Genomic DNA, 20,456 nt, shown 5'->3' on the forward strand with positions numbered 1-20,456 from the left:
CAACAAAGGCAACAAATTAAGAATACTCGTGTATTAGCATACTCACGCCACCGTGTTTTCAGATTATTGTAGTCTTAGCACAACGCTATACCCCTGAGCCACAGAGCTCATACCTTTTATATTGTCTTTTGTATCTTGTGCAATGACTTTCTTGTGTGAATATCCCCACTCCAGCTTCGAACATAGCTTATCAATGAGTTTTAAGCCTATTCCAAAACCGCCATCTAACTCACTATTTGGCGTTACCGATAACGAGGCACTTTCGTTTTGCTCAATGCCATCTTCTTCATTAAGTACGGTAAGCGTTGCACCTGAAAGCGTGATAGTGACGTTACCTTGCTGGGTATGCTGGTAAGCGTTTCGAATTACGTTTCCAATCACTATTTCGCTTGCGGTTTTAGGCAGCATCAATTCACACTCATTCAGGTGCACTTGCACATTCACATTTTTGCCTGACAGCAAATACATTAAGTCTTGGCTAAGAGCCTCAACCATAGCTTTTAGATTCACTTTTTCTTTAGGCAGCGCAGTCTCTTCATTTCTTCCTAACCACAGTAATGTTTCTGTCAAATCCGCCATGGTTTTTGAGGCATGGTCCACCCGCGCTAGAGCGTTGTTGCCTTTGGTATTCTCACTATCTATCACTCTATGCAGCAAAGCCGCACTGCTTCTAATAACGGCAATAGGCGTTCTAAGCTCATGGCTGGCATGATTAACAAACTCCCGCTCTCGGTTAAGCGTAGTACGTACGTTTTGCAAGCTACCGTGAATTATCGCCGCAAGCGCGTTAAGCTCTTTGTAGCGAAACTCAGGAATAGGCTTATCGAGCTCTTTCTCATCAAGAGAGGCTGCCCAGCGTTGTAGTGATTCTATGGGACGAGACACGCTGCGCATTAAAAATAGTAGCGCGACAAAAAAGGAAATAAGTGCGACAAAACCTACAATAGCGCTGTAGATAACATGGTTAATTCTAAAGCGCTTTTGACCATCTGAGGGCGGCGCTCGGAACACTTGGGAAACGTATCGAAGACTTCCATCATCCAGAGGGACCAACACAGCAAAGTGCGCCGAAACTGGGCGAGAAAACCAATCTGGCTTGTTGATATCTTTTAATAGGATATATGGCTCAAAGCGCTCTTTGGAAAAGCTTTGCTTCACTTCATCAGGCAAGTCATTGTAATGAGCATAAACATGTAAATCGAGGATCTGCGCATGATTACTTTTATCAAGCTCCGCACTTTGTGCCGCCCGAACCATGGTATTTCTGAGCATGCCGTCCATACCATCAAAAAAGCTATCGCTACTTTGTATAGAAAACAGCACAATGACTATTGTCGCTAAACTTAGTAACGACCATAAGACATAGCGTCTTAAGCTGATGCGAAGGCCGTTTACCATTGGTCAGTGTCCTTACTTTTATTTGACGACAATGTATTATCAAAGCCCTCGCTCGACGTTTGGTCACCTTTCAGCGCAACACAAAACCCTGAGCCCGGTACGGCTTTAATTTCTATGTTTGCCTTAGCTTGAGCCAACGATTTGCGCAAATTGTGAAGGTGGACTTTTAGCGCATTACTTTCAGGCGCGTCCTCCCCCCACACCGCATCGAGTAAACGCTCCCGTGGCATAACCTTTCCTTGCTGCTGCAATAAGGATTTTAGCAAGGTAAAGCCAGTAGGACTTAGCTTAATAGGCGTGTTATCAACACTTGCCACTTCACTACCTAATTCTAAGCTCACATTACCGAAGTTTAGCCTTTTCACTTGCGATGAGCGCCTGTGCGCCAACACTGAAACTCGTGCTACCAGTTCAGGCATATCAAAGGGTTTTACTAAATAATCATCAGCACCCTTTTGGAACCCTTCGAGCTTATTTTCTAGCTGGTCACGGGCCGTTAGCATAATGATAGGCGTATCGTTGCCGTCACCGCGCACTTTTTCGCATACGCTTAAGCCATCAAGTCTTGGTAAATTGATATCTAAGACCACAACGTCATATGGATTAGTTTGCATAAACGTTAGTGCTGCCACGCCATTAGCAGCGTGGTCGCACACCATATCTTCAAGCTCTAAATAGTCAATGATATTGCCGGCTAGGCCCATATCATCTTCCACTAGTAACACGCGGATCATTAACCGTACTCTCCGTTAAAGGTTTTACCAAATACTTTGCCATTAAACGGCTTACATCTTCATAAATTAACAGCAATGCCGGAATTAATAAAAGCGTGATAAGAGTGGCGAACAAAATACCGTAACCCAATGACGCCGCTGCCGGAATGAGGAACTGCGCCTGTACCGAGGTTTCCCCTAATATGGGGTATAAACCTACAAAGGTAGTAATTGAAGTTAAAAGCACAGCACGTAAGCGACTGGTGCACGCTTCAATAACCGCCGCATGCGCAGGCATGCCATTTTCACGTAACGCATTAAATCGCGAGACCAATAACAAGCTATCGTTAACTACCACGCCGCTAAGCGCCAATATGCCGTTTAACGACAGTAGGCTTATCATAAGGCCATTTGACCAGTGCCCGATAATGGCTCCCACAATACCAAAGGGAATTGCAGTCATTATAATGAGCGGCTGTACATAGGATTTAAGCGGAATAGCCAACAACGCAAAAATAGACAACAAGGCTAATATAAACACGCTTTGCATTGAGCTTTGCGTTTCCGCTTGCTGCTCGGCTTCACCGGCAAAGTAAAGCGATAAGTCTTGGTATTGGCGTTCCAACTGGGGTACAAACTCGCTGTTAAGATAGTTAACCAATTCTGTAGAAGTAATAACATCGCTATCCACCGAGGCACTTACCGTTAAAGCGCGCAATCCATCAATACGTACTACCTGTTTTTCTTGTACATCTTGAATAACATTCGCCACTACGGAAATTGGTACCACTGTGCCATCATCCAGGCGCACCTGGGTATTCATTACATCTGACGGGTTCATCCTATCCTTTTCAGGGTAACGTACCCGCACTTTCACTTCGTTTTTATCGCGCAGGTAGCGCTGAACAATTTCTCCACCGAACGCTTTTAACAGCTGCTGCGATAGGCTTTGGGTATTTAACCCCAAGGCTCGTCCTTCGGGAGTAAGTTCAAAGCGCATCATGGCTTCGCCGGGTGTAAGCGAGCTTTCTACTGCATATACGCCATCAATATTATTAAGCACCTCAACAAAAGCATCGTTAGCTGCTGTCAGGGTATCGTCGTTAATACTTTTAATTTCAACATTAAACCCGTCGACCATTTCTCGTCGAGAGCGTATTTTTAGGCTTTTTACGCCTTCTAAGCTACCGGTTAAGGCATTCCAGCGTGCAGAGAGTTCATCTAAAGAATAAGGCGAGTCTTCATCAAGTGATATGGTGATTGTGCCGCTTTGATCGCTACTCGCCGTTACTTGCAAACTACTAATACCGCTTTCACTAGTGCCATTTTCTTGGATTAGCTGGCGATCTGCTTCAAGCGCATTTTCCTCTAGCAGCATTAAGTTGCGTTCGTTCTGTCCGTAGCTAGCATCACTATAAAGGGACATATTCGCCGAAACAGTATCACCTTGCATGCTGGGGAAAAAGCTTACACGTACAGCGCCCGTTAGCGGTAAACTAACAACCAAGATAAAAAGCGCGAAAAACAATAAAACGGCTGCATAGCGGTAGGCTACAGTGACCTTCAACAAGCGTTGATAGACTCGGTAGTTAAACCATTGAAGTCCACCATCCGCTTTTTGCTGCACTTTATTCCACAGGCCGCCTATCCCCTTTCGGGTTTTCTGTTTGGTTGGCAAGTGGGCTAAATGCGAGGGCAAAATGAGCTTTGACTCCACCACCGAGAGCAGTAAACACAAAGTAACAATAGTGCCAAACTGCGAGTACAAGGTACCTAAGCCGCCAGATACGTTCGATAGCGCGAAGAAGGTTGCTACCGTGGTCAACACCCCAAACAGTGTGGGCACCGCCACTTTATGCGTACCTAAAATGGTATTATGTAACGTATCGCCGTGTTGTTTTCGCGTGGCGTAAACGCTCTCTCCTACCACTACGGCATCGTCTACCACTATACCAAGTGCCATTATAAAGCCGAACGTGGTCATCTCGTTTAGCGTCATTCCCGTGTAGCTATCGGTCATGAAGTACAAGGTGCCGAAGAAAATAAACGGCAAGCCAGCCGCCACCCAAAATGCCACACGCAAATTAAGAAACACAGCAAGGGTAACAAACACCAACACAATACCCATTAGTGCGTTACTGGTAAGCAACTCCAAGCGCTCGGTTATAAGCGTGCTTTTGTCATACCAGGTTTCGAGTTCGACACCTTGAGGTAGTAAACCTTTATCATGCCACGCATCCACTACCTCGTGGGCCTGCTGCACCATTTTCGTTACGTCGCCATATTCATCCATTAGCACCTGAATACCATATCCATTGGTTCCGTTGTAACGAGACAAGTGATAGCTGTCATCGGCAAACATATCGCGTACCGTCGCCACATCGCCAACGGAAAGTATTACGCCACTGGTATCGGCAATAAGGGGGATGTCAGCAAAATCTTTCGCCCAGTAAGACTGCTCAGAGGCTTTTAACCGAATTACTTTTTCTTTGTTACGCAAACTGGTTGTAAGGGCGGTATTAGACTCTTGGTTTACCGCATCTGCCACATCAGATAGCGTTAAACCATAGGCCTGAAGCTTGCCCTCGTCTATTTCTATAGACATCATGGGGTCGACAAAACTACCCGCGCTGACCTCCCGAATATCCGCTTTGGCCAGTAAATCTCGCTCTAATTGCTCTCCCAAGTACTGCAGCGTAGCGTGGTCGACATCACCATAAAGCTGCACCCAAATAGCATGCTCTTGGCGGCGCGCTTTGCTGATAACCGGGTTTTCAGCATCCGACGGGAAGTTAGAAATACTGTCTACTTCGGTTTTGATGTCGTTGAAAAGCGTGTCTAAATCGTATTCGGTTTCCTTTTCTACCTGCACACTGGCGCCGCTGGCATTTGAGGTAGACGTAATTCGTTTAATACCGGGAATGGCCTCTAGCGCAGTTTCAATTTTGATGGCAATGCCTTCTTCGGCTTGCTTGGGGTCACCGCTATCATATGTCATCGATATGGTAACAAAGCGTGGCTCCATGCTTGGAAACGCCTCTTTGCGGATATCGTTCATGGAAACTAAACCCAGTACGATAAGACTAACCATCAGTAAATTGGCCGCCACCGAATTTTGTGCAAACCAAGCGATAATTCCCCGAGGGCTTTTCCCATTATGTCTATTACTTTTAGGCTCTTCGCTGCCATCAAAAGGCCCGCCGTTTCGGTTATTTGTCATTGGCTTGCCCTCCCGTTTGTCCTTCCACTACAGGCTTAACTTTCGTGTTGATCAGGTAACTGTTTAAGGGGCGCGCAACGACCATCGCTTGACGTACTTCGCTTTCAGGTTCTGGCTCGGCTTCTCTGCCCGTATTGCTCCTAGACTCATTGGTAATGTCGCCAGTAATATCACTCGCCTTAGGTGGAGTGATGTAGGCATAGCCATCGCTTTCAAAAAGCACTGAGGGAGTAAACTTCGCTAGTTGCCCGGTGGCCGGCATTACCAACCAAACTTCTTGTTTTTGTGAAATGGCAGAAGCCGGTAGCTTCCATACATTTTCGAGCTGTCTTCCTTCAATTTCTGCCTGCACAAAGCTGCCGAATAAAAGCGGATTTGCTTGATCTAATGGCTTTTCAATAACCGCAATAGCATTGCGCTGGCGCGTTGTATCGCTTTGATGCCATTCAGCGCGAGCGATGTTGGCATCCCATTTATTGCCTGTGGTGGTATCGGTCAGCGTGACCGACCAATTAAAAGCAGCATCACCAGAGAGCTGCGCTCCAGAAACCGAAGGTAACTGAGTCCATTGGCTCGGAGAGAGTCCTATCGCTACTTCGGCAACATCAGTAGAATAAAGTGTTGCGACAGCACTGCCGGCCTGTACAAAACTTCCCAGAGCTATATCACGGCTAACCACCACAGCATTAAAAGGTGACCGTAATGCTGTAAAAGCTAAGTCTCGCTTTGCAGAGTTTACCGACTGCTGGGCTTCATCCAAGGTCGCCTGCGCGGCTTTAAGCTGTGGCTCTCTTAAAACCAACGCGGATAGTGGCTCGCCTTCAAGCCCCGAACGTGTCCATTCATCTTTAGCTTGTGTTCCCTGTAAGCGCTCCTCTTCTAGGCTTACTACAGCGGCTTGATAGGTCGCATTGGCACTTGCTAATGCCTGCTGATAGCTGGTGTCATCAATGCGCGCTAAAACTGTGTTACTTTCAACTAACGCGCCAGTCTTAAAAGCTGGCGATAAGTGAGTAACTTGCCCGCTAACCTGTGCGACTAAGCTCAAGCTATCTTGAGGAACTACCTGACCATACCCCTTTACTTTGGCCTTGTAGCTGTTGGCGGTTACCTTAATAACCCCTACTTGAGCTAGCTGAGAATCAGCACTTTGTTCTACGTTTTGACTTCGGTAAGAAGTGCTATCTGCAGATGGCCTTTTACCTGCTTCTTTGGCTACTTCCGTTTCGCTTTCTCTGGGTGGACGACGCATAGCGTTTTCAGCCAGTTCGCCTTTAAGAGGCTTTTCACCGCCTGTCGGCCTCATTGTTGAAGCGTTACCTTTTAATTGTTCGGCATCATTGGGTAATTGCGAAGACGATGGCGTTGACTTTGGTGCCTCCTGCGGCCGAGCGCCAGGATGCTGAGCCCCCATGTTCATCATGGTATACATGACTGCCAGCGCAATACTCGCAGCAGCGATTAAGGTTACGATAATTCGTTTATTTCTCATTGCGACACTCCAAGGCCAAGAGCCAGACCTAAGTCAATTCGGTTTTGTAATTTTTGGGCGTGAAGCTCAACAGCTTGAGCTTGTAAGTCAAAGCGCGTGTCATACACCGAAAGTAAGTCCAAGATATCAGCAAGACCTTGTCGATATTGACCTTCAATGCTAGCTACACTGCGCTCAGCATTGGCGAGCGCCACATTTGTATGGCCAATTCGCGCACTGTAGGCAGTTTCACTATCTAGTGCGTTTTGGGTTTCCTGCACCGCAGTTAATAGCGTTTCGCGATACTGCCACCAAGCATTTGCTGCGGTAAGTTTTGCGTCTTCTACCTGGGCCCTCAATGCGCCTCCCTGAAAAAGAGGTGCCGTCATCTGTCCAAGCAATGTCCATACAGGGTTTGTAAACAAAGCTTGTGAGGGTGTAGAGGCAGAATCAGATAGCGATGCCGATAAACTAATACTGGGCAGTAAAGCTTTATAGGCCACATCAACTTCAAACTCTGTTGCTTGTATCGTATAGAAGGCCGCCTGAAGGTCGGGTCTGCGGGCAAGGTCTTGTTTTGGCAGATTAGTAAGCGGCAACAGGATATCTGGAAAATTCACCTGCGTATCAAGCTCGCTTAGCGATTGGTCCTGCCTGCCTAGGAGTACTGCCAATGTGCGCTTGGCTGATGACAGAGCATATTCATACTGGGCAATAGAAGCTCGGGTATTTGCACTGCTTGTACGCGCGGTATCTAAATCGTCTAGGCTTCCAAGCCCGGTGCGATAGCGCGTTAAGATCACTGCTTCGTTGTTTTCTAGTACCGATAACCGAGCCTGTTCGATATTTAGTAATTGCTGTTGAGTGAGTACATCGATATAGCTTCTTATTATGCTAGCAACCAATGAATCTCTGGCCGATTGATAGCTGGCTCTGGCGCTCGCGGCATCTAAGTTAGCAGCACTTATGCCATCGCTAATTTTCTGCCACAAATCCAGCTCCCAGCTAACGTTTAAACTTGCGCTATAGCTTGGGTTGTTTAGCTGATTACTTGTATTTACGTCCGTACTAGTAGTAGATGAACTGCTGCCTGTAGTTTCACTTTTTGATGCTGAGAAACTTGTGTCCACATTCACGTTTCTGTCTGCTTTTGCGCTATCGATAGCAACTTGTGCTTTTCGAAGCGTGATTAACGCCTGCTGCAGACTTGCATTGGAAGACAAAGCTTCATCAATATAGTCTGCTAAATGCGGAAGCTGATTGAGATCTATTACGTCGGTTAACCCAGTGTCTGAATTCAACACTAGGGTTTGCGCTGAAACTTGTTGCTGCGCTTGGGACTGCCACACGACATCATTTCCCGTTGTAAGGGATGCTGATTCGCTCAACCTTCTGTCATCAGTACTTGTGCATGCAGACAATAAAATACAAAGGGTAATACTATTTACCGTCAGTTTTATCTTGCCCATTACTTATGCCTATTGCTTGGCGCATAGCTTACTTTTTAAGGCCTATACGCAACTTGTTTAAATTAACTGACGCTAGTATTTCAAACGCAGGGTTAAGGCAGGGTTAAGGCATGAGAAAGTGATAAGAAAAAGAGAAGAAAGGCATGAAAAGGCTTAGATTAAGCCCAGAGTAAGTCGAATAAAAAAGGCCAGCGTCAAGCTGGCCTAAGATATTGATACAATAGCTATTTAATGAATTAGCTATTTGCAGCGAACGCTACCGCTTATTCATCATCTTCAACTAGAGTCATCAATGACGTGTTGCCGCCTGATGCCGTTGTATCAATACTGATAGTTTTTTCGGTCATCAAACGCTGAATAAGGTTATCGTTATATTCCGCGGTAATTACCGGCAAAATAGCCCCTTCACGAGAAGACAGCATGGCCGAGATTCTCGCCGTACGTTCAGTACTCGAATCCACTACAACACCCGATAAATCTTCATCCATCAACAGGGTATCTAAGTGGGCAAGGCGCGCTACTTGGAATAAGCCTTTTGGTGCGCCTGTCGATTCAAATTTGTTCTGAATTTCTACGGCTTCATCATAGAAGATTTCAGACACAACTGACACTACTGGGTTGCCGGTTGAAAGTGCTGTTACAACAGAGAGTAACCAATATTCAAAGGTTACTTCTTTATCGGCAAAACATACCAAGATACCGCGCGGCTCTAGGTAAAGTTTGTTCGACTCACCTGTTGGCCCCGGCAGAACTTGTGGTTTTGCTAACTTGCGCTCAACGCTGATCAGCTGCTGACGCGCTGTCGCAAGCGTACGGTTTAAGTCGTCGGCTAGCTCGTCAACAATGTCTACTTTCGCAATTTTCGCTAGAAGTTGGCGTACCATAGAGATCCGGTCGTTCAACGGCGTATGACGCCACTGCACTTCCACTGCCTTTGCTCTATCCATCATAACGTGTGCACGTTCGGCAATCTTTTCATCACCTACAAGTGCAGTATCAGTACCGTCTACATCATCAATATGTGAAGGCTTAGGCGTAGCACGCTCCATCATTAAGCGAGACAAATAGTTAGGACCACCTGCTTTTGGACCCGTGCCAGATAGCCCACGGCCACCAAATGGCTGAACACCAACGATAGCGCCAATGATATCGCGGTTAATATAAACGTTACCTGCGCGACTTTTTGCTGCAATTTCATTAGCACGCTCTTCAATGCGCGAGTGAACACCCATTGTTAATCCATAGCCCGTGCCGTTAATTTGCTCTAGTACGCCATCAAGGTCTTTCGACTTAAAGCGCACAATATGAACGACTGGACCGAATACTTCCTTTTCCAACACATCAATGTTCTTGATTTCATACAAAGTCGGTGGGAAGAAGGTACCGTTTTCGAATTGCTCAGGCAATGATGAGCGATAAAGTAGCTTTGCTTTATCTTCCATTGCTTTTTGATGGTCTGTTAGGCTTTTAAGTGCCTTCTCATCGATAACAGGGCCCACATCGGTTGCTAGCTGCGTGGGGTCGCCTACTGTTAACTCCTTCATTGCACCAATAAGCATTTCAGTAAGATCATCTGCAATCTCTTCCTGTACATAGAGCACACGAAGCGCAGAACAGCGCTGACCAGCACTCTGGAAGCCTGAGCGAATGACATCGTCAACAACCTGCTCTGGCAGTGCCGTCGAATCGACAATCATACAGTTTTGACCGCCCGTTTCTGCAATAAGCGGTACCTGTTCGCCTCCGCGCTCTGCAAGCACTTGTGAAATCAACGTACCCGTTTGCGTTGAGCCCGTAAACATTACCGCTTTAATGCGCTCATCAGGCAATAAGGTTTCACCCACTTCTTTACCTGGCGATACGATAAGCTTTAATGCATCTTCCGGTAAACCTACTGAGTGCATAATGTCGATCGCACGCTGTGCAACAATGCTGGTTTGCTCAGCAGGTTTAGCAATAACCGTATTGCCCGTTGCTAATGCCGCTGTAACCTGTCCAAGGAATATGGCCAATGGGAAGTTCCATGGGCTGATACAAAGTACTACGCCACGAGGCTTTAAGCGCTGGTCTTCAGCAAGCTCTTCAGCGCGCACTGCATAATAGCGACAGAAGTCTACCGCTTCGCGTACTTCATCAATGCTGTCTTGCGCAACTTTACCCGCTTCGCGCATACAAATGGCAATAAGCTCAGCCATATGGCGCTCAAGCGCATCTGCCGTACGATTCAGGATCTCTGCGCGTTCGCTTACATCACGCTTAGACCAGGCATCAAAACCTGCATCAGTGTCATCTAACGCTTTACGCATTTCGTCGGGCGTTGCGTAGTGGTGGTAGCCCACAATGTCGTTGTGATCTAGAGGGTTTACAACAGGTGTAGCGCCTGCAGGAATGTCGCCTTTTGCTTTGTAGTAATCCTGCCAGCGTTCAAGTTCATGTTTAAGTGCTGTTACCGCATTAGTGTCGGTAAGGTCTAAACCGCGCGAGTTGTCACGCTCTGGCGCATACAGCCCACGTGGCGTTTTAATTAACTTGTTATAACGCACTTTCAAGCGCTGCGTTTTCTCTACAGGATCTTCAAGCAAGGCTTCAACTGGCTTTTCATCATCAACAATGGCATTCACGAATGAAGAGTTCGCACCATTTTCAAGAAGACGGCGCACCAAGTAGGCCAAGAGGTCTTCGTGTTCACCAACTGGCGCGTACACGCGACACTGAATTTTATCTTCGGTTACCACCTGGTCGTAAAGCGTATCGCCCATACCGTGCAGGCACTGGAACTCGAAGCCTTCTTTGTCATCGCCAGCAAGCTCAACAATAACAGATGCTGTGTAAGCATTATGCGTAGCAAACTGCGGATAGATGGTATCGCGGTACTCAAGTAAGCGGTTCGCACAAGCGTGGTATGACACGTCGGTTGAAGACTTACGGGTAAACACAGGGAATTCTTCAAGACCCGCCTGTTGGGTCAGCTTAATCTCAGTATCCCAATATGCGCCTTTAACCAAACGCACCATTAGCGGGCGACCTACTTCAAGAGTAAGCTCACGCAAATGTTCGATAACATGGATTGCACGCTTTTGGTAAGCCTGCACCGCCAAGCCAAAGCCCGTCCAACCGTTTAAGTCTTCGTCGCGAAATACTGCTTCAATGATGTCTAAAGACAGCTCAAGACGGTCGGCTTCTTCCGCATCTACCGTTAAACCAATATCGTATTCCTTCGCCATCATACACAGCGCTTTTAAACGCGGCGGTATTTCTTCCATGGCGCGTTCGCGATGAGAAAATTCAAAGCGCGGATGAATAGCAGAGAGTTTTACCGAAATACCCGGTGAACGCTTAGGCCCACGACCATTGGCCGCTTTACCGATAACTTTAATGGCTTTCACGTATGCATCGTAGTAACGCTCAGCATCATGCATGGTACGTGCGCCTTCACCAAGCATATCGTAAGAATACACATATCCTTTGGTTTCTTTCTCTTTGGCGCGATCCACCGCATCTTCAATGGTTTCGCCCATAACGAACTGACGGCCCATAACGCGCATGGCAATGTTCATTGCACGGCGAATAACCGGCTCACCTAAGCGGCCAAGGGTTTGTTTTAACAAACCAAACTGTTCTTTCTTACGCTTGTCGGCATAGTTCACCATATTGCCAGTGAACAACAAGCCCCACGCAGATGCGTTTACAAACAAAGATTCTGAATTGCCTAAGTGCGGCGTCCATTGGCCTTGAGACAACTTGTCACGAATAAGCTCATCTTGAGTGGCTTTGTCTGGCACACGCAGCAAAGCTTCAGCCAAGCACATCAATACCACGCCTTCTGCAGTAGATAGCGAGTATTCATTCAATAACGCGTCAACGCCACCGTGACCTTCTTGTTCACGACGAATTTGAAGTACCATCTTGCGAGCGCGCTCCCATGCACGACTTCGTGCACGCGGGTTAACCTCGGCAATAGGAAGAATTTGATCCACAGCCACCGACTCACTAATGCGATAGTAGTCTCTTATACGCTGGCGTAGGGGTGAAGTTGTATGAAGTGTGTCGTTAATGAGCATTGCAACCCTTTCATAGAAATAGCTGTAACAAAAAGCGTTCCCGCCGTGTATGACTGCCCACGGTTACATGGAAGCGGCTAAATAACAAGCAAAGTCGTAACCCTGCGTTGACCTATCGTTCTTCTTTTAACTTCATACTTTTGGATGAAGATCACGATGGAGCCAAATTTGGGCCGATAGTAGCACACAAAAATGCTCTGCCAAGACCCCGTAATCAAAGTTTTTCATTTTCTCTGTCAAGCTACGTATTCAGTGCGTTAGATGACATATACCACCCTTTCAAAGCTCCTCCAGCTTTAGTTAATCAGTCCGTTAACTCACTGCGCCAAAGGTCGTAGTAAAAGCTTGTTGAAAATGATGCATTTTTAATCGCAATAAAAAGCGGCTAACTAAAAACCGACTACACTATAAAAAAACAAAATAATAATTAGGTATTGCCAATGTGGTTACGAAAATTTAGCTTAATTCAACGACTGGGCATTATTGTTGCCCTAATTACTCTGCTGTTTGTATTGCTAACCGCTGTTGTCTTAAACAGGCACTATGAAGCTTTAAAGCAAAAGTCCTATGACGAAAACCAACACTTAGTTGAAGTAGTTCACACTATGCTCGCCAGCTTCGAAGCGCGTACCGACGTAGATGAGGCTACGGCTAAACAACAAGCGCTAGCAGCGGTAAAAGCGCTGCGATATGACGGCAGCAATTACTTTTGGCTCCAAGACCAAACCCCTTCTATGGTTATGCATCCCATCAAGCCGGCGCTCGACGGTAAAGACCTAAGAACGTATAAAGACGGAAACGGCAAAGCCTTCTTTATAGAAATGGCGCAGAAAGTCAAAGCGCAAGGTGACGGCTTTGTCGATTACGTGTGGCCCCTTCCCGGCGAAGAAACCCCTACTGACAAGATTTCTTATGTAAAAGAATTTAAACCATGGGGCTGGACTGTAGGTTCTGGGATCTACCTTACAAACCTTGAAGAAGAGTTCGCACACCTTCGCAATCTAATCTTGGTATTTTGCCTAGTGAGCATTGTATTGGTTGTATTGCTCGTTTATGTAATAGGAGGAAGCATTGTAAAACCAGTCCAAGAAGTGTCTGAACGGATGAAGGATATTTCTCAGGGAGAAGGCGACCTGACTCGCTCTCTTCCTGAAACTGGGCAAGACGAAGTTACACGGTTAGCCCGCTACTTTAACGAGTATACCGATAAAATGCGTCAGTCTTTACTGGGTATTCGCGAAAATATTAGCTCTCTTACTCAGCAAGCTGAACTCGTAGAGTCATCCAGCCAAAATAGTAATGCACAAGCGCAGACACAAAACGAGAATATGCTCCAAGTTGCCGCAGCAATGGAAGAAATGACAACGCAGATTAACGATGTCAGCAGCAATGCGGATTCTGCCGAGAAGAGTACCAGTAGTGCCCGAGGGAACGTTCAAAACGGTGCAGCTGTAGTAGACAGTACGGTACAAGATATCCGTTCGCTAACCTCTGATATAGAAAGCGTAAGTAACGTTGTGACCGAACTAGCTGCGCAAACAGACAGTATCGGCGCTGTGCTTGACGTAATTCGAGGCATTGCGGAACAAACCAACTTACTCGCCCTAAATGCTGCGATTGAAGCTGCTCGGGCCGGTGAACAAGGAAGGGGCTTCGCCGTAGTAGCAGATGAAGTTCGCACCTTGGCAAGTCGAACTGGACAAAGTACCGATGAAATTCAAGCTATGATAGAAAAGCTACAGACTAATGCCAAAAGCGCAGTAGATGCGGTGAAAGTCAGTCAGGCTGCGTCAGCCACAACAGTAGACAATGCTATTCAAGCAAACCAAAACCTTCAGGAAGCTGACCGCCTAATGACGGAAATTGCGGATATGAGCAGTGAAATTGCCCGGGCTACTGAACAGCAAGCAGAAGCCGCCACTGAAGCGAATATGCGAATAAATGCATTATCGGGGGCTGCAGATAGTAGCTTGAAAACAGCAGATGAACTGGCAGCTGCAAGCCAAGCACTAAAAAGCAGTTGTCTGGCAATTATGGATATAGCTAACCGTTTTAAGCTGTAAACTTCTTACCGACCGCGGCCTAAAGAACCCGTGAAGCAATTCGCGCGTGTTCAGGCCGCTTACACCTTTCTTTATATCCTTCCTTGCTTTAACTCAAACTTTAAATGCGATTGTTTTCGATACTAATAACGAAACTTTGTAGCATTTAGACGCTCTTAAACCATCAGCGACAAGCTCTGCCTGTGGAACAAAATGCCTGAGTGCATTACACTCAGAATCACATTAAGTGGCCGAGTGCCGATTTCTTCTAGGTAATCGGCTGTGCTATCGCAATTTGGCAATGGCTTAAGCGCTTGTAACGTTAGACGCGTATCAAATCAAGGAGTTGAATATGAGTAGTGGTTCTAAGGGGAAGCCTATTTTAACATGGGTTGCCGGTTTTTTTCTGTTGTTATTCTTGGTGTACTTTTTGTTCGCCAACACCATTATAAAATCTATTCTTGAGTCAAAATTAGGTGAGTCATACGGCGCAGAAGTGAACATCGACGGTTTCGACCATTCTCTTTTCCCTACTACCGTTACGCTGAAAGGCATCGCGCTAACCAACCCAACCAAGCCATCTCACAACCAAGTTTTTGTGGGTGAAGCGAATGCAGACGTAGAGTTAAAACCACTGCTTGATGATCAGGTTATCGTTAATAACCTAAACCTACTCAAAGTTCAGTTTGATACTGAGCGTGAGTCTGAAGGTGAAGTGTATCGCGTTCCAGAACGCTCTCTATCGTTTGACGAAATTAAAGCAAAAGCCAAAGAGGCCGTACCTACGGTTGATGAGCTTCTTGCACGCAACCCGCTGAAAACCACAGCAGCCGTTGAAAAAGCAAAGGCTGCTTACGATACCTATGGCAAAGGTTTGAAAGACGACTATGAATCTTTGCCTGATAAATCACGCATTGAGTACTACAAAACACAGGTCGCTGAGCTAAAAGAAACGGATTACAAAGATCCTCAAGCGTTGGTTCAAGCCAAGTCAGCATTCGATAAACTGAAAGAAGAGATGCAGGCAGACCGCGCGCTTATCAGCAACTTCACTGAAAAGGCTAGCGATGCAAAACAAGCTTTAAGTGAAAGTGTTGAAGCACTAAAAAAAGCACCACAAGAAGATTACGCGTTACTAAAAGGGGTGATTGCAGGCGATCAAGCCGCCCTTTCTCAAGTGACTTATTTTGTATTTGGTGATAAAGCGGCGGAATATACTGAGTATTTAATGGCCGCAATGCAAATTGTTATGCCGCTTATTCAAGGTGAAGAAAAAAGTGAAGCGCCTACTGAAGTACCGTCAATTTTAGTGAAAGAGGCTAATGTCTCTGTACTATGGCAAAATGAATCTATCACCAGCAAATGGAACAATATCACTAACGTTCACGAGGTATTTGGTAACCCAACCACCTTTACTATTGAAGCGGCTGGCGATTTACTAAAGTCGTTTACCTCTAGCGGTGAGTTTTGGATTGATGGTGAAGGTGTTGATGCTAGCCAAGTATGGGAGCTAGCCGGCGTGAATATGTCTGACATTTCTTTTAGCGGCAATGAAACACTTAATGCGGTGCTTAAATCAGCGCTAATGAAAACAAACGGGTCGATGAAAGTCACAGATAACATGCTTACCGGTACCGGCGAAGTTGATCTACAGCAACTTGTCATGGAAGCAACGGGTACTAGCGATATTACCAGTGCTATCGCTCAGGCATTGCAAACACTAACCAGCTTGAACATGACTATGCTGCTTGATGGTACCCTTTCGGATCCTGGCTTTAATATAAAGTCTGACCTTGATAATAAGTTAGCTAAGGCGGCGCTTTCCCAGCTAACTGACAGCCAGAAAGACAAACTTGATGAATTAAACAATAAGCTCAATAGCATGATAAGTAGCGAGCAATCACTACTGTCTGGTGAGCTCGTTGACGTTAACAGTATGCTAAGCGCAGCCCAAGGCGACAGTGCAGCCCTTCAGGAACTACTTCAAGCTCAGCTTAACAACGTTGTTGAACAGCAAAAAAGCAAACTGTTTGACAAATTGAAGGGTAAATTTGGTCAGGGTGAATAATGCACCTTTGACTCGGCGCTTCTTCGCGGCATAATACAACACAGCAGAGGCACAGCGCCTCTGCTTTTTTCCGCTTAACCATACTGTCAGGTGAATCTGTGTTACAAGGTAAATGGCTTCCCATCGTATTAATAGTACTTCTTGGTCTATTGCAATACAGGCTATGGTTTGGAAAAAATAGCATTCCCGATTACTTCAACCGAAAACAAGAAGTTCATACACAAGCCCTTCAAAACGCGAACCTTGCTCAACGCAATGCGTTACTTAAAGCTGATATCAGCGATTTAAAAATTGGTTTAGAAGCCATTGAAGAAAGAGCGCGAAATGAACTCGGTTTGATTAAAAAGGGAGAAACCTTTTACCGTATTTTGCCCGCAGATGCTAAGTGAATAAAATGACATCGCCCCGCGTTGTTGCGGTTATCCCCGCAGCTGGAGTTGGCAGCCGTATGCAGGCCGACCGCCCGAAGCAATACCTTACCTTGAACGGTAAAACCATTCTTGAACACACTATAGACGCCTTGTTAACCCACCCATTAGTTAACGAGGTTGTAGTGGCCATTAGCCCAGGCGACGCATATTTCGATACCTATGGACTGCGGGAAAAACCGATTCACGTGGTAGACGGTGGCAAGGAACGGGCAGACAGCGTACTCAATGGTATCATGTCTTTAGGAGAGCATGACTGGGCTTTGGTGCACGATGCAGCTCGCCCCTGTATTGAAAAGAGTGATATTTCGGCGCTTATCGCCTTAATAGACAATAAGTCGGTTGCCGGCGGTATTCTGGCAACGCCTGTTAGAGATACCATGAAGCGAGTTGCGCTTGATACCAATACTGATACCAGTATCATTTCTCACACCGAGGACAGAGACGGCCTATGGCACGCACTAACGCCACAGTTCTTTCCCGCAACACTTTTAAAGCAGACCCTTCAGGACGGTTTAGCAAAAGGCGCAGCGATTACTGACGAGGCGTCGGCTATGGAACTTGCTGGCTACAAGGTAGCTATGGTTAATGGAAGCCCAGCAAATATAAAAATAACTCACCCAGCCGATCTTCCTTTGGCAGAATTCTATCTTAAGCAAAAATTTAGCGCGCAAGGCAACAACCTACAAAGCCATAGCGCACAAGATCAAAAGGCAAACTTATAATGCGAATAGGACACGGTTTCGATGTACACAAATTTGGCGGCGAAGGTCCCATCACCATAGGTGGCGTGCGCATCGACTACGAACAAGGCCTAGTGGCACATTCTGATGGCGACGTATTGCTTCACGCACTTTGCGATGCAATGCTAGGTGCAGCAGCACTTGGTGATATCGGCAAACATTTCCCGGATACAGACGATGCCTATGCAGGTGCAGACAGTCGCGTACTGTTACGTCACGTTGTGAATGTAGTAAAAGAAAAAGGCTACAAGCTAAGTAATGCTGATATGACCATTGTGGCGCAAGCACCTAAAATGGCACCGCATATTTCTGCTATGCGCGAGATTATAGCCGAAGACTGTAATGTCGCGCTTGACGACATCAACGTAAAAGCTACGACGACGGAAAAACTCGGTTACACCGGCCGCAAAGAAGGCATTGCCTCTCACGCTGTCGTGCTATTGGAAAAACTATGAAGCCCTTAAACACTGATCACTGGCAGTACTATTTCACAAAGCCTGTATCTACTGGCATATTTAAATTCCAAGCCGACGACTTTCAAGTTGTCGAGGATTTGGGCTATACCCCCTGTGGAGAAGGCGAGCACCAGTTTGTGTTTATTGAAAAAACCAACACAAATACCGCATTTGTTGCTGAGCAACTGGCGCGCTTCGTTAACCTGCCACTACGCCAAATTACTTATGCTGGTCGTAAAGATAAATACGCAGTAACACAACAGTGGTTTGGCATACACGCCCCAGGCAAACCAGATTTCGATTTTAGCAATTTCGAACTGGAAGGCGTTAAAGTACTCAAACAAATGCGTCACAACAAAAAGCTGCGTACGGGTCAGCTTAAAGGCAACCACTTTACTATTACCTTGCGTCAGGTATTGCACCCAGAAGCTATTGAAGAGCGCTTGCAAGAAATAGCAGCACACGGGGTACCTAATTACTACGGCGAGCAACGCTTTGGGGTAATGCGCTTAAATGATATGGGTGAAGTGCAGCGTGGCGGAAACCTGGTAATGGCCGAGCGCATGGTCAATGGCGAAACCATTAGGCATCGTAACAAACGCTCTATGGCGCTTTCAGCTCTGCGCAGCTGGCTATTCAATGAAATGCTTTCTACGCGCCTTGAAAAAGGCACATTTGATAAAGTAAACCATGGCGATGCACTGGTGCTTTCCGGGTCTAATAGCTTTTTCATCAACGAAGGTGCTGAAGGCTCAGAACAGCAACAAGATGCTCAACGTCGCTTTGCTGCCAAAGACGTGTGTCCTTCAGCGCCGCTTTGGGGTAAAGGTACACTTGTTACGCAAGCAGATTCCTTAGCTTTGGAACAGTCCGTTGCTGCGCAAAATAGCGAAGTTATCGATTTTCTAAGTCAATGCGGGTTCGAACAAGAGCGCCGAGCGATAAAAATTTGGCCTTCGCAGCTTGAATGGCAGAGTAAGGGTGATACATTTACTATCTCGTTTGCGCTTCCAAGCGGCTGCTTTGCAACCTCGGTCCTTAGAGAGTGCGTGGAGACCTTATCCCCCATTAACCGGGTTTAAAAAGTATTGATAAAAGTGTGGCGCGCAACAGTTTTAACCTCGCGTAGCTGTGAATAAAAATAAAGGAAAGTACGCACATCATGAGAGCTTCTAGAAAAGGAGACGCGTTAGCACAACTGCTTTATAACGAGGGAATACGTTCGCAAGCAGTATTAAACGCCATTGCTGGTACGCCGCGGGAGAGCTTTTTGCCCGACGCGCTAAAACATAAGGCTTATCAAAATACGGCATTGCCGATAGGCCAAGGCCAGACAATTTCGCAGCCTTATATCGTTGCGAAAATGACAGAGCTATTGCTTGATAGCCCCAACAAACCTGAAAAAGTGCTGGAGATAGGCACAGGCTCAGGTTATCAAACGGCTATTCTTGCACAGCTATTTGCGAAAGTTTTTAGTGTAGAACGTATTAAATCATTGCAGTTTCAAGCGAAGCGTCGAATGAATCAACTCGACCTTCACAATATTGCAATGAAACACGGCGATGGTTGGAAAGGCTGGGCGTCAAAAGGCCCATATGACGCCATTATTGTTACCGCTGCGGCTGCAAGCCTTCCTCAGGATTTGTGCGAACAGCTAAAAGAAGGTGGGCGACTTATAATTCCCGTGGGTAACGAGCAACAATCGTTGCTGTGTATTGATAGGATTGAAGGGGAACTAAAAACGTCGACCATTGAATCGGTTCGATTTGTCCCTCTTGTAGCAGGAGAGCTAATGTGAAGCTTTTTGAGCCGTGTTATGACATGGCGTTACGCTGGGCGAGGCATCGCCACGCAACTAAATATTTAGGTGGGTTAAGCTTCTCAGAGTCAGTTTTCTTCCCCATTCCCCCTGACGTGATGCTTGCACCAATGGCCTTGTCGCAGCCTAATAAGGCATGGCAGTTTGCTCTAATTACTACCATTGCCTCTATTTTGGGTGGTATTGCTGGCTACTGGCTTGGTTACTTCGCGTTTGATGCTTGGCTAGCTCCGCTTATAGAAAGCTGGGGGTATACCCATAAAATTGAAACTGCAATGCAGTGGTTTAAAGATTATGGTGTATGGGTAGTCTTCTTAGCGGGTTTCTCACCCATTCCTTATAAAATCTTCACCGTTAGTGCCGGTTTTTTACAGATGGCTTTTCTTCCCTTTGTGCTTGCATCCGCCATTGGGCGCGGCGCGCGATTTTTCTTAGTTGCAGCTCTTATGCGCTGGGGAGGAGCCGCAATGGAGCAAAAGCTAAGACAGTACGTAGAAGTGCTTGGGTGGGCAGTTGTCATCTTTGCAGTAGTCGCCTATTTACTGCTGCGATGATATGCATAAGCCTCT

General features: G+C 46.3%; 14 protein-coding genes. 8 read left to right on the forward strand and 6 right to left on the reverse strand.

What is annotated here, in order from left to right; genetic code table 11:
- Nucleotides 1-63: 63 nt before the first annotated feature.
- The 6 genes from ACYX4N_RS18270 to putA all read right to left on the reverse strand — a co-directional run bounded on the left by ACYX4N_RS18270 (nucleotide 64) and on the right by putA (nucleotide 12,332).
- Entirely contained in the window at nucleotides 64-1,398 is a 1,335-nt protein-coding gene (locus tag ACYX4N_RS18270) for a sensor histidine kinase (protein WP_476055041.1), read from the reverse strand.
- Nucleotides 1,392-2,132: a response regulator transcription factor gene (locus ACYX4N_RS18275; protein ID WP_476055042.1), complete on the reverse strand. Its 741-nt coding sequence runs from the start codon at nucleotides 2,130-2,132 to the stop codon at nucleotides 1,392-1,394. The genes ACYX4N_RS18270 and ACYX4N_RS18275 overlap by 7 nt, the downstream gene beginning before the upstream one ends.
- Entirely contained in the window at nucleotides 2,104-5,331 is a 3,228-nt protein-coding gene (locus tag ACYX4N_RS18280; RefSeq protein ID WP_476055043.1) for an efflux RND transporter permease subunit, read from the reverse strand. The genes ACYX4N_RS18275 and ACYX4N_RS18280 overlap by 29 nt, the downstream gene beginning before the upstream one ends.
- Nucleotides 5,321-6,823, reverse strand: a complete 1,503-nt coding sequence (locus ACYX4N_RS18285) for an efflux RND transporter periplasmic adaptor subunit (RefSeq protein WP_476055044.1) — start codon at nucleotides 6,821-6,823, stop codon at nucleotides 5,321-5,323. The genes ACYX4N_RS18280 and ACYX4N_RS18285 overlap by 11 nt, the downstream gene beginning before the upstream one ends.
- Nucleotides 6,820-8,271 (reverse strand): TolC family protein, encoded by a 1,452-nt coding sequence (locus tag ACYX4N_RS18290; RefSeq protein ID WP_476055045.1) that lies wholly within the window; start codon nucleotides 8,269-8,271, stop codon nucleotides 6,820-6,822. The genes ACYX4N_RS18285 and ACYX4N_RS18290 overlap by 4 nt, the downstream gene beginning before the upstream one ends.
- 263 nt (nucleotides 8,272-8,534) lie before the next feature.
- Nucleotides 8,535-12,332 carry a bifunctional proline dehydrogenase/L-glutamate gamma-semialdehyde dehydrogenase PutA gene (gene putA / locus ACYX4N_RS18295; protein WP_474853508.1) on the reverse strand — a complete coding sequence of 1,266 codons (3,798 nt, stop codon included), beginning with the start codon at nucleotides 12,330-12,332 and terminating at the stop codon, nucleotides 8,535-8,537.
- Nucleotides 12,333-12,772: 440 nt separating this feature from the next.
- On the opposite strand from putA, the gene ACYX4N_RS18300 reads away from it, so the two are divergent.
- The 8 genes from ACYX4N_RS18300 (at nucleotide 12,773) to ACYX4N_RS18335 (ending at nucleotide 20,441) form a co-directional block, all read left to right on the forward strand.
- The gene (locus ACYX4N_RS18300) at nucleotides 12,773-14,395 is read left to right on the forward strand and encodes a methyl-accepting chemotaxis protein (RefSeq protein ID WP_476055046.1); all 1,623 of its coding nucleotides are present in this window, start codon (nucleotides 12,773-12,775) and stop codon (nucleotides 14,393-14,395) included.
- A 331-nt stretch (nucleotides 14,396-14,726) separates the two neighbouring features.
- Nucleotides 14,727-16,442, forward strand: a complete 1,716-nt coding sequence (locus tag ACYX4N_RS18305) for a TIGR03545 family protein (RefSeq protein ID WP_476055047.1) — start codon at nucleotides 14,727-14,729, stop codon at nucleotides 16,440-16,442.
- A gap of 98 nt (nucleotides 16,443-16,540) precedes the next feature.
- Nucleotides 16,541-16,831 carry a cell division protein FtsB gene (ftsB, locus tag ACYX4N_RS18310; RefSeq protein ID WP_179982290.1) on the forward strand — a complete coding sequence of 97 codons (291 nt, stop codon included), beginning with the start codon at nucleotides 16,541-16,543 and terminating at the stop codon, nucleotides 16,829-16,831.
- 5 nt (nucleotides 16,832-16,836) lie between these two features.
- The gene (ispD, locus tag ACYX4N_RS18315) at nucleotides 16,837-17,595 is read left to right on the forward strand and encodes a 2-C-methyl-D-erythritol 4-phosphate cytidylyltransferase (protein ID WP_476055048.1); all 759 of its coding nucleotides are present in this window, start codon (nucleotides 16,837-16,839) and stop codon (nucleotides 17,593-17,595) included.
- Nucleotides 17,595-18,068 (forward strand): 2-C-methyl-D-erythritol 2,4-cyclodiphosphate synthase, encoded by a 474-nt coding sequence (gene ispF, locus ACYX4N_RS18320; RefSeq protein ID WP_474808874.1) that lies wholly within the window; start codon nucleotides 17,595-17,597, stop codon nucleotides 18,066-18,068. Before ispD ends, ispF begins: the two co-directional genes overlap by 1 nt.
- Nucleotides 18,065-19,150, forward strand: coding sequence for a tRNA pseudouridine(13) synthase TruD (gene truD, locus ACYX4N_RS18325; protein ID WP_474808876.1), 1,086 nt, complete (start codon nucleotides 18,065-18,067; stop codon nucleotides 19,148-19,150). The genes ispF and truD overlap by 4 nt, the downstream gene beginning before the upstream one ends.
- Nucleotides 19,151-19,230: 80 nt before the next feature.
- Nucleotides 19,231-19,866, forward strand: coding sequence for a protein-L-isoaspartate(D-aspartate) O-methyltransferase (locus ACYX4N_RS18330; protein WP_118490353.1), 636 nt, complete (start codon nucleotides 19,231-19,233; stop codon nucleotides 19,864-19,866).
- Nucleotides 19,863-20,441, forward strand: coding sequence for a YqaA family protein (locus ACYX4N_RS18335; protein WP_476055049.1), 579 nt, complete (start codon nucleotides 19,863-19,865; stop codon nucleotides 20,439-20,441). Before ACYX4N_RS18330 ends, ACYX4N_RS18335 begins: the two co-directional genes overlap by 4 nt.
- Nucleotides 20,442-20,456 lie beyond the last annotated feature (15 nt).

It is taken from the genome of Alteromonas sp. ABH4_452 (genome assembly GCF_056311825.1).